Annotated in this window: 12 protein-coding genes and 2 pseudogenes; 11 read left to right on the forward strand and 3 right to left on the reverse strand. The window is 45.3% G+C overall.

All coding sequences use genetic code 11. The features are described from left to right. Window positions 1–158: 158 nt before the first annotated feature. Window positions 159–2039 (forward strand): molecular chaperone HtpG, encoded by a 1881-nt coding sequence (gene htpG / locus AC1TPC_RS23045; RefSeq protein WP_482069136.1) that lies wholly within the window; start codon window positions 159–161, stop codon window positions 2037–2039. Between the two features lie 247 nt (window positions 2040–2286). Here htpG and AC1TPC_RS23050 read toward each other — a convergent pair whose 3' ends face one another. After that, the gene (locus tag AC1TPC_RS23050) at window positions 2287–2478 is read right to left on the reverse strand and encodes a GntR family transcriptional regulator (protein WP_482069137.1); all 192 of its coding nucleotides are present in this window, start codon (window positions 2476–2478) and stop codon (window positions 2287–2289) included. Window positions 2479–2607: 129 nt separating this feature from the next. On the opposite strand from AC1TPC_RS23050, the gene AC1TPC_RS23055 reads away from it, so the two are divergent. Both AC1TPC_RS23055 and AC1TPC_RS23060 read left to right on the forward strand, forming a co-directional pair. Beyond that, window positions 2608–3087 carry a hypothetical protein gene (locus AC1TPC_RS23055; RefSeq protein WP_482069138.1) on the forward strand — a complete coding sequence of 160 codons (480 nt, stop codon included), beginning with the start codon at window positions 2608–2610 and terminating at the stop codon, window positions 3085–3087. 42 nt (window positions 3088–3129) lie between these two features. After that, window positions 3130–3873 carry a hypothetical protein gene (locus tag AC1TPC_RS23060; RefSeq protein WP_482069139.1) on the forward strand — a complete coding sequence of 248 codons (744 nt, stop codon included), beginning with the start codon at window positions 3130–3132 and terminating at the stop codon, window positions 3871–3873. A 50-nt stretch (window positions 3874–3923) separates the two neighbouring features. On the opposite strand, the gene AC1TPC_RS23065 is transcribed toward AC1TPC_RS23060, so the two are convergent. Further along, on the reverse strand, window positions 3924–5465 hold the full coding sequence (locus AC1TPC_RS23065; protein WP_482069140.1) for a diguanylate cyclase domain-containing protein: 1542 nt from the start codon (window positions 5463–5465) through the stop codon (window positions 3924–3926). A gap of 403 nt (window positions 5466–5868) precedes the next feature. Between AC1TPC_RS23065 and AC1TPC_RS23070 the strand changes: the two are divergent. From AC1TPC_RS23070 to pyrE, 4 genes and pseudogenes are all read left to right on the forward strand, one after another. After that, window positions 5869–6003: pseudogene (locus tag AC1TPC_RS23070) on the forward strand (disulfide bond formation protein B); the annotation flags it as partial. A gap of 86 nt (window positions 6004–6089) precedes the next feature. Next, window positions 6090–6554 carry an MEKHLA domain-containing protein gene (locus tag AC1TPC_RS23075; protein WP_482069141.1) on the forward strand — a complete coding sequence of 155 codons (465 nt, stop codon included), beginning with the start codon at window positions 6090–6092 and terminating at the stop codon, window positions 6552–6554. 144 nt (window positions 6555–6698) lie between these two features. Further along, window positions 6699–7577 carry a DUF72 domain-containing protein gene (locus AC1TPC_RS23080; RefSeq protein WP_482069142.1) on the forward strand — a complete coding sequence of 293 codons (879 nt, stop codon included), beginning with the start codon at window positions 6699–6701 and terminating at the stop codon, window positions 7575–7577. Window positions 7578–7679: 102 nt separating this feature from the next. After that, complete coding sequence (gene pyrE, locus AC1TPC_RS23085; protein ID WP_482069143.1) at window positions 7680–8207, forward strand: orotate phosphoribosyltransferase; 528 nt, start codon at window positions 7680–7682, stop codon at window positions 8205–8207. 418 nt (window positions 8208–8625) lie between these two features. On the opposite strand, the pseudogene AC1TPC_RS23090 reads toward pyrE, so the two are convergent. Continuing rightward, window positions 8626–9086, reverse strand: a pseudogene (locus tag AC1TPC_RS23090) (Lrp/AsnC family transcriptional regulator). Between the two features lie 182 nt (window positions 9087–9268). Here AC1TPC_RS23090 and AC1TPC_RS23095 point away from each other — a divergent pair. The 4 genes from AC1TPC_RS23095 (at window position 9269) to AC1TPC_RS23110 (ending at window position 12431) form a co-directional block, all read left to right on the forward strand. Next, window positions 9269–10435, forward strand: coding sequence for a serine hydrolase domain-containing protein (locus tag AC1TPC_RS23095; protein ID WP_482069163.1), 1167 nt, complete (start codon window positions 9269–9271; stop codon window positions 10433–10435). Between the two features lie 79 nt (window positions 10436–10514). Then, window positions 10515–11732: an MFS transporter gene (locus AC1TPC_RS23100; RefSeq protein WP_482069144.1), complete on the forward strand. Its 1218-nt coding sequence runs from the start codon at window positions 10515–10517 to the stop codon at window positions 11730–11732. An 83-nt stretch (window positions 11733–11815) separates the two neighbouring features. Then, entirely contained in the window at window positions 11816–12295 is a 480-nt protein-coding gene (locus AC1TPC_RS23105) for an NUDIX hydrolase (RefSeq protein ID WP_482069145.1), read from the forward strand. A 1-nt stretch (window position 12296) separates the two neighbouring features. Then, window positions 12297–12431 (forward strand): hypothetical protein, encoded by a 135-nt coding sequence (locus AC1TPC_RS23110; RefSeq protein ID WP_482069146.1) that lies wholly within the window; start codon window positions 12297–12299, stop codon window positions 12429–12431. The last annotated feature ends 80 nt before the right edge of the window (window positions 12432–12511 follow it).

A 12511-nucleotide genomic window follows, 5' to 3' on the forward strand; every position in this document is an offset into this window, starting at 1 on the left:
CAAAATCAAGTTGACAGTAAAAAATAGTTTATGTTATATAAAAGGAAGGATTAGCACTCTATGGATTTGAGTGCTAATATGGAAGAGGTACAAGCTTGCCTCCAAAGGCAGGCAGTAGCCGTTTATGCTTGAATGATGAATGGAAAGGGGACTTACTCATGTCCAAAACACAGTTTAAAGCCGAATCGAAACGATTGCTGGAAATGATGATTAACTCCATTTATACGCAAAGAGAGATCTTCCTTAGAGAGCTGATTTCTAATGCGAGCGATGCCATCGACAAACTATATTACAAAGCGCTAACCGATGATCAGCTGGTATTCAACAAAGAAGATTATTATGTCAAAGTCGTTGCCGACAAGGAAAACCGGACGCTTACCATTACGGATACAGGTATTGGAATGACGAAGGAGGATCTTGAGAACAATCTTGGCGTCATTGCGAAGAGCGGCTCCTTTGCGTTCAAAAATGAAAATGAGCTTAAGGACGGCCACAATATTATTGGCCAATTCGGCGTTGGTTTCTACTCAGCCTTTATGGTCGCGGACGTAGTAACGGTTGTGACCAAGGCTCTCGGCAGCGACGAAGCTTTCAAATGGGAATCAACAGGTGCGGACGGCTATACGATCGAGCCTTGCGAGAAGGATTCGGTAGGTACGGAAATCGTCTTGAACATTAAAGAAAATACCGAGGACGACCAATACGACGAGTATTTGGAAGAATACCGCTTAAAATCAATTATCAAAAAATATTCCGACTTCATCCGCTATCCGATCAAGATGGATGTGAAGGGCCAACGCCCTAAAGCTGACGCGGAAAACGAGTTTGAGGAATATCAAGAAGAGCAAACCGTCAACAGCATGGTGCCGATCTGGCGGAAAAATAAAAACGAGCTTACGCAGGAAGATTACGATCAATTTTATTTCGAGAAGCGTTACGGCTTCGATAAGCCGATAAAGCATCTTCATATTAGCGCGGACGGCGCTGTCGTCTATAATGCGATTTTGTATATACCGGAAAGCACACCTTTCGATTACTATACGAAGGAATTTGAGAAAGGGCTGGAGCTTTATTCGAATGGCGTATTGATTATGGATAAATGCTCAGACCTGCTTCCGGACTATTTCAGCTTCGTCAAAGGGATGGTTGATTCGGAGGATCTATCGCTTAACATTTCGAGAGAAATGCTGCAGCATGACCGCCAGCTGAAGCTGATCGCCAAAAACATCAACAGCAAGATCAAGAGCGCGCTGCAGGGCATTTTGAAGGATGATCGGGACAAGTACGAATCCTTCTACAAAGCGTTCGGAAGACAGCTTAAGTTCGGCGTTTACAACGATTACGGCGTTAATAAAGACGTGCTTCAGGATTTGCTGCTGTTCCACTCCTCCAAGGAGAAAAAACTCGTTACGCTGGATGAATACGTATCGCGAATGAGCGAGGATCAGAAATATATTTATTATGCTTCGGGCGAGTCGATCGAAAGAATCGATAGACTGCCGCAAACCGAGATGGTAACGGACAAAGGGTATGAGATCTTGTACTTTACCGATGACATCGATGAGTTTGCGATCAAGATGGTCGGCAAATATAAGGATAAAGAGTTTAAGTCGGTATCAAGCGGCGATCTAGGCATTGAAGCAGACGCTAATGATACGGAAACGGCCGAGGAGCAGGATCTGAACAAGGAGCTTTTTGAACACATGAGAACGATCCTACAGGATAAAGTGAAGAGCGTAAAAGCATCAAAACGTCTCAAAACCCATCCGGTTTGCTTGTCCACCGAGGGAGAAGTTACGATCGAAATGGAAAAAATATTGAAGGCGATGCCGAACAACCAAGGTGTCCAAGCGGACAAAGTTCTGGAAATTAATATCAATCATGAAATTTTCCAATCGCTCAAAAACGCCTACAGCAACGATAAAGAGAAGCTGAGCTTGTACACGAGCTTGCTCTATAATCAAGCGCTGTTGATTGAAGGGCTGCCTATTCAAGATCCAGTAGCCTTTACGAATGATATTTGTAAAGTAATGGCATAGGTGTCAGGAGAAAATAAAGTATTAGACTGAACTTAGAAATTGAAACAGCGACAGCCAAGGACGAGAAAATAAAGTCCTAGACTGTCGCTGTTTCATTAAACTAACGTTTCCCATCAGTTTAATAAATCGGGCGATTTAAGTGTGCCACTTTTAGACCTTCCAATAAGAACAGGTCAAGTAAAGGAAGTTAGTGCCATCATAATTTGTTGTTATCTTTAATGAACATGGGTTATGGTTACTCATCAATTTATCTTCCGATATTAATATAACCCTCGCTGGCCAGTAGCTCCAGTGCTTTCTTGCTCGTGATTCGGCTTACATTATATTCGTCGCCAAGCTCCTTCTCGGAAGGAACACGGTAGCCTGGTTCATATTTCTTCTCAAGATTGTCTTCGCGGAGTGCTTCGCCTCTATTCGAACCGGTAATTAGTATATTCACTATGAAAATCCCCTCCTAAATCTTCCATCGTTCTTCATATAACATTTAGAATAGCGATATATCTCTGTCTCTTTTCTTCCGTTATAATTGGAAGAGTTATCCACTATCGCTATAAAGGAGAGCATTTCATTGGAGCTGTTAACTTTCTTATTTTCGCTTCTTTTTTACGGATATGCTGTTTGGCATTACGGCTCCAGTCCATCTGAATTTATATTTCAAATGTTCATTGGCACAATCTTGTTTTTGGTCTCCTTATATATTCGTCATGACCGGAAGGAACAGGAGCAATTTCAGCTATGGCTGGAGGCCAATCAAAAAGAAATACTAACGGGAGGCGCCTACTATCAGCATATCGAAATAACTCCCCTGACCCGCTTCGTGCAATATGAAGCACTTGTGTCATTTGGTCTCTTTCATTCCCATCGCCAAAGCCGATATTTTGTTGAGGAGGTTCATTTGACCCTATTTCACAGGATGATGTTTGTCTTGATCACCTTGTTATTAGGATGGTGGAGCCTCCCGCTTGGCCCGATTCTTACAATCCCTGTTCTCTGGCGTAATCTGAGAGGCGGGCACCGTAAAACTTATCAGGAATTGCAACAAGGTTAACTGGTCAAAATCATTTTACCTATAAAGGGGAGCTTTAGAGGAATGGGCAACACTATCGGCAGTATTATCGGCTTTATTATTGTTGGAGGCTTAATCATTCTTGCGTTTCTAACGCCTTTCCTATTAGGAAGATGGAAGAAACGTCTTAAGAAAAGATGGATTCCCGTTAAACATCGGATAACTCCGGAATCACAGCGGGTCATTCAGGGTATGGATTCCGGTGCTTATGAGGCTTTGCTTCAGCATATGAAACATTTCAACCGAAAAATGAGCATGTCCAAGGAATGGATGACTCCGTCTTTTTTAAAAGAAGCGTATTTTCCTGAAACGCATACTTTTGATCCCGACGTCTCGGTGGAGAAGATGTTGCATCACTTCGACAAAAGCCATCCCAGACGAGCAGGCATTCGTTACTTTGCGCTTGATAGCGCAGAGCAGCTAAAGAACGGAAGCATTGCGGTTGGAATCACACGTGTATATGAAGACAAAAGTACGTCGAGGGTACGTTATATCTTAACTAATAAGGATAATCGCTGGTACCTCGATCATATCTCCAGGCAATTCCAAGGTGAGATTGAAGAGATTACAACAACCTCACGGAATACAACCATGTATGAGCTGTTGCTTGAAGAAGGAGGCTCACTTATGTACGAATCACTGATACCCATACCCGGAATTACAGCTGGAGACCGCGTACTTGCCGACGGATACCTGATTACGGAGGAAACACTGGAGGACATGGTTTATTACAATCTGCTTCGAATGGATAAGCTGATGGCCGCATAATGAGAGTCAAAAACCAATAGACTTGCACGACACAAACAACCCGCACCGGTTTATTCCCGTGCGGGTTGTTTGTTGTCATAAAAGCAAAAGGTGTTTTTACCGCTGCGCTTGGCTTGATAAAGCGCCTGATCCGCGCAAGCGTACAATTCCTCGGAGTCCTGCGCATGCAGTGGAGCAAAGGCAATGCCGATGGAGACCGTCGTTCCAAAATCATGTACCACATTAACCCCCTTGATTTCAATGGGGCGCTTAAGCTCATAAATAATGTGGTCTGCTGCTTCAAGTGCAGCCTGCCTGGCATCGACATGGTTCAAAATAACGGCGAATTCATCGCCGCCAAGGCGCGCGGTTACAGTATCAGGATTCGCAATAATGGAACGTATTCGTTTGCCGACTTCTTTAAGAAAGCAATCTCCCGCATCATGCCCTAGCGTGTCGTTGACCATTTTGAAATTATCGAGATCGATCAGAAGCAGTGCTGTATTTCTCTGCTTTCGCTTATTTTTCTCGATGCTTGATATAAGAGAGTTTTCAAAGGTCGCGCGATTGGAAAGGCCCGTCAATAAATCATGGGAGGCGAGGTACATCGGTTTTGCCACCAGCCTCGTTATAATGTATGAGATGATAAGCGCAATGGCGATTGTTGCCAACAGCTGAAGCAAGAATACCTGCTTGTTTTGCTTCAGCTTGGCATGCAATTCCTTTTCGTTGTAAATGATCTCAATAATGCGCTGATCCGTAAAGCGGGTAATCGCATTGTCCACCTGGATGGTGTAGGGCACATACCGATAAGTGACTGGCAAGCCATTTCGCTCGCTAGCGATTTCTTGTACGGTGGAATTTTTGAATGCTTTATTGAAGACCGGCATATTTTTCTCGCTAACGAGGAGCGACTTTCCGTCCGTGCCCATTTTTCCAATCGATTTGCCCGTCGTTGTAAAAACGGTAATGTCGTTGATATAGCTATATTTTTGGATAAGGCTGTTGCTAATTTCGAGAAAGTTGAAGCTGTGAAAGATCGGATTATTTTCGAGATACAAGCCAAGCTCAATTAAATATTTATGATCTGGGGTAGGGATATAGCTGTATTTTCTTATTTTCCCCGTATTTGTTTCCTGATCGAGCCCGTCCGCTACAAAGGAGTATCCCTTCAGTCTTTCTTTCAGGAGATGTGAGAAGGAGCCAGGTTCGCCTCCGTCGTTTGCAAAGCTTAGGCCTACATCCGCAGGAAAGCTGCTGTGCCGAATGGTTTGTGTATCATCAATGATGTAAATATCCATGCCGCCCATTTTTTCTTTAAGCGCTTGATAGTCCCATGAGGCTACATCTGGCGTTTCATAGTATTTTTGCAGCAAACGATGGGAATAAGTTTTCATTTTATTTTCAATGTCTTTATCTGCGATGAGAAAAGCTTTGTCTGCTGCAGACACTGCGGTGACGACCGTATCTTCGACTAAAGCAGATTCGCGTTTATAGCCGGCTATCAAATTATCCTTTAAACGATGCTGATTGACTAGTGATACACTAAGCGTTATCAAAATACTGAAAATGCCCATGATGGTCATTAATTTGGCATTGAAACTAGACTGCACTGCAATACCTCCTGTGGAATGGTCGTGGCATTGCTAACAAAAACAAGCCGAGCGCTATTAGGCCTATTTACCTACCCTATATATCGGTCGGAAAAACCGTTAAGTTAATCGTTTTTTGCAGAAATACAGAAAAAAAACGAGACATAAATATGCGCCTCGCTTCCTATGCTTCCTTTTCATTATACTGCATTGTAATTTTTCTGATATTGCCGCGGGCGCAGCAGGTGCATTCCATGCGATGAAGCCATATCCGAACGGCGACAAGTTCGATACGATCTACAACAATGAAGCATGGAAAGAAACGATGCTTTATAACTAAAGCTGCTTCATCGCTGTAAGCGCAAATACATGCTTAAAATCGATTTTCGAGCTTCTGCACACGTCGATTGTCTGCTGTAAGTAAGTCTCCTGCCAAGGCGACTATTTGAACTGGTTTGGTTTTATAACGATTCCGATGCTGGCGCTCGCTGCGTTTATTGTGATTTTAACAGCGCTGCTTCGATTGCGAAGCTTGATCGTCAGTAATGATGCTTGTTAAACGTTTTACACTTTGCCAAGAAGTAGACAACAGCCACTCTCCGTGATATATAAATGGAAGCGATCAAAACGGGGAGGAAGAAAAAGATGCAATTACCGCTTACAGGCGTTGGCGCAACAGAGGCGCATGCGAGGCTGCTGGTGGACAGCTACCGGAAATGGACGGGCAAGGAGCTGCTGGAATTAGTGCCAGGCAAGAGCTTGTGCGAGCAGCTGTATCAGGCGGACACCGTCATTTTATCACATGGAACGGAGACAGATCCCATTCTTAATTACGGTAATAAGAAAGGGCTTGAGCTGTGGGAATTGGAGTGGGAGGCGTTCACGAGCAAGCCCTCAAGGCTGACGGCAGAGCCGATAGGACGTGCCGAGCGAGATCGCTTCTTTGAAGCGGTGACGGCAAAAGGATACGTTGATCAATACACGAGTATCCGTATATCAAGTACAGGGCGGCGATTTTATATCGTCGATGCAACGGTTTGGAATTTGGTGGATGAGAGCGGCAGCTATTTGGGACAAGCAGCTGCATTTTCGGAATACCGCTATCTATAGAAGGAATGGTTTTTGGGAGGGCAGCCTTTAGTAGAATGATCTACTAGGAGCAGCCCTTTTTTGCTGCGCGGAGCTGTTGGCTTATCCAGATGCAAGTTAGGTATAATGAACATATAAGCAAAAAAGGCGAGCGGAGGGGAAAACATGCCGATACATATCGGACTGGCTGGGTGGGGCGATCATGATCGGCTGTACACCTCAGTCTCAAAAGCAGGCAGCAAGCTGCGGCAATATGCGAAGCATTTTCCGCTGGTGGAGGTAGACAGCACCTTTTACGCTATTCAATCCAAGGAGCGCTTCGGCAAATGGTTGGAGGACACGCCGGAATCGCTTCATTTTCTCGTTAAGGCCTATCAAGGGATGACGGGGCATCAGCGTGGACCGACGGTGCCGGCGTCAGAGACGAACGAAATGTTTGCGGCATTTCGAGATATGCTTGAGCCCGTTAGGGCAGCAGGCCGCTTGACGACGGCGTTATTTCAATATCCCCCATGGTTTGATTGCACGCAGGCAAATGTGCGAATGCTGAGGGAGACGAAGGAGCGAATGAAGGGAATACCCTGCGCGCTGGAGTTTCGGCATCAGAGCTGGTTCGCCGAGGAGTTTCGCGAGAAAACGTTAGCGTTCATGGAGCGTGAGCAGTGGATGCATAGCGTATGCGACGAGCCGCAGGCGGGAGTGGGCTCTGTGCCAACTGTGCTGCAGGCAACAGATAAGCTTGCGACTGTTGTGAGGTTCCACGGGCGCAACGTGTCTGGGTGGAATCAAGCGAGTGCGCCGAACTGGCGCGAGGTGCGGTATTTGTACCGATATAGCGATGAGGAGCTGCAGGATTGGGTGGGGAAGCTGCGGCTGCTGGAGCAGCAGAGCGAGCATGTATATGTCATTTTCAACAACAATTCCGGCGGGGATGCGGCAGATAATGCCAAGCGGCTTATGGAGCTGCTTGGGCTTGCTCGCCCGGATGGCGGGGAGCCGAACGAGCCGCCGCCTCCAGTGGTGGAGCAGCTGGATTTATTTTAGGAGAATGCATGGCGGTTGAAAGTTGAATAAATAGTGTAAATATTAATCTAAACTTCAATTGTCATTGTGATAAAATGAAAATAAATACTAGGCAGGTGGAATATGGAAAAGGAATTGCTCGCAAAAGAAATATATAAGACGGCGCATTTAACCGGATCTTTTAAGCTAAGATCGGGAATAGAATCTAATGAATATTTTGACAAATATTTGTTTGAATCGAATCCTATTTTGTTAAACTTGGTTGCCGAGTATTTATCCAAACTAGTCCCCCTAGGAACAGAAGTGTTAGCGGGTCTGGAAATGGGCGGTATTCCGATCGCTACAGCCGTGTCGCTGAAAACGGGAATTCCAGTTGCCTTTGTTAGAAAGAAAGCGAAAGAATACGGTACTTGCAAGCTGGCGGAAGGCATCGATATCCAAGGGAAAAAGGTTTGTATCATTGAGGATGTCGTAACGACCGGCGGCCAAATATTGCTCAGCGCCAAAGATTTAAGGGATTGCGGCGCTATCGTTAAAAATGTCGTATGCGTCATCGAACGGGAGCAGCAGGGAAGAGATCGTCTGGAAAACGCGGGGCTGTCCTTCTACTCCTTATTTAAGATGGACGAGCTTGCCGATTTGACGCTGTAAAATGTTAATCAGATATGTTAATCGAGCCTTAGAATCGCTTCTAAGGCTCGTTTTGCGTATCAGGAGCTAGCTGCCATAGCAGTTGGGTAGAAATAACAGGAAAAACTCCATCTAATTGTAACATTGGGAAGGAAATTGAACATTTAGCTGGAAAAACTCCTGTTAATAGGGGCGTTTTTCTCCTAATAGGGTGAAAACTAGAAATTTAACGGGAGAAATTCCTTCTAAAGTTGATTTTTGGCTAAGATCCATTGAAATAACGGGAGTTTTTCCAGTTAATGCTACGCGCAGAATAACTTTCAGTGGGCTGACGTGCCAACGACCATTGCTGCTCCGGCGACTTTTTTGTATAATCGTTTTTTCTAAGAGTCTGGCTCAATGCCAGATTTTTTTTTGTTTTGCAGCCGCGCTACTCCTTCTACTCTTGCTTGGCAAGCAGGTTTGGCGATTCAAGCGAGGCGATCAATGGTTTATGGTCGATGGGCTCTGACATCACGATAAGAATCGTATAGGTCCCGTATTAACGCATTGTTTTCCAAAATCTTCGAGAGAACGTGTGGAGTCTGTTATTACTTTCAATAGGTAGTTGTCTTCACCGCTGATGCGGTAGCATTCGATGACTTCGGGAGATGAGCGGCAAAAATCGAGGAAGGCATAACAATCTCTTGTACGAAACAGGATGTAGCCAGTAGCTTGCTTCCCTATTTTTTCTGGGGAAACAATCGTGCGATACTCCTCGATGATCCCTTTTTCCTCCATGCGCTTGACTCTCTCGGTTACGGCGGGTTGCGATAAGCCGACACACTTCCCCAGCTCTGTCATTGAAATTCTTGCTTGGCTTTGAAGATAGAACAGAATTTGCTTATCCACATGGTCCATTACGATCGGCTCCTTTAAATTTAAAGATTTTATAGTAAAGCAACTCGTTTTCCATTGTTTGGGGCGGCCTTTAACATGAATGCCTTATGTAAAGCAAACAACTTAATTAATATAATATACTCACAATAGTAAAGTGTTCAAGGCTTTAACTATTTTAGAGAGGATGTAGTTGATTGAGCAGTTTGAATGTAAACCAAAGGAATCAGTATGATTTACAAGCACGCATTAATGAAGTAATCGATCGTACCCTTGCCGAAAAACGACTGGTTGGTGCTGTCATAAAAGTGGCGTTAGACGGGGTGCCGGTTTACAGCCGCGCTGCTGGATTTGCCAACCGTGAGATTAGCCAAATGATGCAAGAAGATACGTTATTTAGACTTGCATCCGTATCTAAGCCAATCGTATCAACGGCTGCTCTTGTGCTAGTTGCGCAAGGCCGCTTGCAGTTGGATGATCGCGTCGATCAGTGGCTTCCCGAATTTAAGCCGCGCTTGCAAAATGGCGAGCCTGTCGCATTAACGATTCGTCACTTAATGACGCATACCGCAGGTCTGACATATCGCTTCTTCCAAGAAGAGAATGGTTCCTATGCGCGAGCAGACGTATCCGATGGCATGGATCAGTCTGGTATCACGCTGGAAGAGAATCTCCGACGACTAGCTTCTGTGCCACTTGTCTACGCACCAGGGACAGAGTGGAGATACTCGATCGCGACAGATGTGCTGGGAGCAGTCATAGCTAAAGTATCAGATGCGCCGCTTAGCGAAGCCATTCGTTCTTTAATAACTATACCGCTTGGATTGAATGACACGGGCTTTGCTGCAGTTGATCCAAATCGACTAGCCGCTGTCTATCTTAATGATGCTCCAGAGCCACGGCTTATGAAGGATCAAGGCGGCGTTGCCTTTTTGGAGGGGACAGCTGGATTCCGCTTAGCTCCCGGCAGAGCGTTTGACGATACAGCTTATCCATCTGGTGGAGCCGGTATGGTCGGAAGCGCCGATGATTTTTTGAAGCTGCTGGAAACGCTGCGCATGGGCGGGGCGCCGCTTCTGCCGGAGAGCTGGGTACGCGAGATGACGGCCAACCAGATCGGTGATCTTAAAATGCCCTATTGGCCGGGCCGGGGCTTCGGTTTGGGATTTACGCTGCTGATGGATCCGATTGCCGCAGGAAGTTCGGAATCACCGGGTACATGGCGGATGGGCGGGACGTATGGTCATTCGTGGTTCGTAGATCCAGCGAAAAAGCTAAGCGTTGTGGCGTTTACCAATACGGCATTAGAAGGCATGTCAGGCCAGTTTACCGTTGATCTCTGTGAAGCCGTTTATAACGGTATCAACAAATAAAGGATTGAACAGGAGCCTTCGTGCGGTATGAACCGGCCAAGGCTCTTTGTACAGCTGCATACGTATGGGAGTGATCGTAATGATTCAAAACGGATCGAATAAAAGAATAATTAACCCGTTATTTTTTATAGCTCTTGGTTTATTTGGGGTATACACGATAGAGTTTGGCGTTGTTGGCATATTGCCAGCTATTATTGAACGTTATGGCGTCAGTACAGCTCAGGCTGGCATGCTGGTTGGTTTGTTTGCGCTAGTCATAGCGTTATGTGGCCCCTTTATGGTATTGCTTCTTTCTAGATATAACCGTAAAAATGTATTGCTATTCTGTTTGCTTATTTTCGCTGGGAGCAGCTTAGGATCAGCTTTTGCGCCAAACTTTTATGTTTTGCTAGCCCTTCGCATTATTCCGGCATTGTTTCATCCCGTCTATTTTTCGCTTGCTTTTGTTGCGGCTGTTTCTCTTTATCCTAAGGAAAAAGCTACAGAAGCTTCTGCCAAGGCATTTGTAGGCACAAGCATGGGAATGGTACTCGGTATTCCAATTACAACTTATTTAGTTGATCAAATCTCATACGAGGCTTCTTTTATTTTTTGTGCTGCTGTAAATGTCGCTGCTAGTGTTGGGATTGCGTTCATGCTTCCAAAACCGCCGAGAACGGAGAAATTATCTTATGGGAAGCAGCTTGGCATATTGCGTAAAATCCCCTTATGGATAAATATTGGCGCATCAACTTTCCTATTTGCTGCCATGTTTTCGGTATATAGTTATTCTGCCGAGTATTTAAAGCAAGTAATGGGGATGAGCAGCGATGTCATTAGTATCATGCTTGTTGTTTTTGGGATCTCCGGCATGGCTGGCAATTTGCTAGCTGGGAGACTGATTGGCTTAAACATGATGAAGACGACTCTTTTGCATCCGATCGTATTAGCGCTCTCCTTCTTATTGCTTTATTTTGGAGAAGCATCATTTGTTCCAATCGCGGTTATTATCGTTTTGTGGGGAGCCGCCCATACAAGCGGACTTATCGTAACTCAGATATGGCTGACGTCCGAGGCGCCGGAAGCTCCCGAGTTTGCGACCGGAATCTATATATCTTTCATTAATTTGGGCGTGTTCATCGGTTCGGCAGCCGGTGGATGGTTTCTTACAGCTGTTGGCATGCAAGGAACGATATGGAGCGGTCTACTATTTATTATGCTGGCACTCGCCTGTATTATAGTGAAAATCGTATGTTTTAATCCTAATGGTTTGAAGGTCACTCAAGTGTCATCCGAGAAAGAGCAGCGTGTAGGCTAAACGATTCCTTTTTACTCCAAAAATGATATATTCTAATAAAAGGGATGGCGGATCAAGCACGAACTCTTATAGGAGGCTCTCATATGGGCTATATGATGGATCTAAGAAGGATAGTTGGCACAAGACCGCTTATCATGGCAGGCGCTTGCGTATTGTTATGCAATCAAGAGTCGCTGCTCCTGCAGCGTAGATCGGATAACGGCTTATGGGGGCTTCCCGGAGGGGCGATGGAGCCGGGTGAGGCGCTGACTGAGGTTGCAAAGCGGGAGCTTTTTGAGGAAACGGGATTGATAGCGAAGAGTCTAGCGTTGTTTGACGTATTCTCCGGACCGGAGCTCTATTATAAGTATCCGCACGGAGATGAAGTGTATAACGTAGTTACTGCTTATATGTGCTTGGATTTTGAAGGCGTACTTAAGGAGGATGGCGTAGAGGTTTTGGAGCTGCGTTTTTTTGAATTTGATTCCATCCCGAAGGAGCTAAGCCCACCGGACCAGCCGGTCATTCATACCTTTCTGGAACGCTGCATAAACCATAAGAATAACCCAGTAGGCGGTGCCTAAGATGCAGACGTTAATTGTTATTTTACTGTTGATCATCATTGGGCTGCTGCTACGAATCAATTCGAAATTACCGAGGCGCGATTTAGCGAAGGATGCGGTTGAACGATACCATGAAGAACGGTCGAGGGACAAATAAAGAAGGAGCAGCTACTCAGGCTGCTCCTTCTCCCATTAATATTCCAGCTTCAATAGACTGCGTTCCGTTATGTATGCACT

The sequence above is a fragment of the Paenibacillus sp. Y280 genome (genome assembly GCF_056786335.1).

Bases quoted from the DNA above. Each gene is read 5' to 3' on its own strand.
- pyrE (WP_482069143.1), top strand. From the start codon at position 7,680: ATGGAAAAGGAATTGCTCGCAAAAGAAATATATAAGACGGCGCATTTA.
- AC1TPC_RS23105 (WP_482069145.1), top strand. From the start codon at position 11,816: ATGGGCTATATGATGGATCTAAGAAGGATAGTTGGCACAAGACCGCTT.
- AC1TPC_RS23110 (WP_482069146.1), top strand. From the start codon at position 12,297: ATGCAGACGTTAATTGTTATTTTACTGTTGATCATCATTGGGCTGCTG.
- AC1TPC_RS23075 (WP_482069141.1), top strand. From the start codon at position 6,090: ATGCAATTACCGCTTACAGGCGTTGGCGCAACAGAGGCGCATGCGAGG.
- htpG (WP_482069136.1), top strand. From the start codon at position 159: ATGTCCAAAACACAGTTTAAAGCCGAATCGAAACGATTGCTGGAAATG.
- AC1TPC_RS23080 (WP_482069142.1), top strand. From the start codon at position 6,699: ATGCCGATACATATCGGACTGGCTGGGTGGGGCGATCATGATCGGCTG.
- AC1TPC_RS23100 (WP_482069144.1), top strand. From the start codon at position 10,515: ATGATTCAAAACGGATCGAATAAAAGAATAATTAACCCGTTATTTTTT.
- AC1TPC_RS23060 (WP_482069139.1), top strand. From the start codon at position 3,130: ATGGGCAACACTATCGGCAGTATTATCGGCTTTATTATTGTTGGAGGC.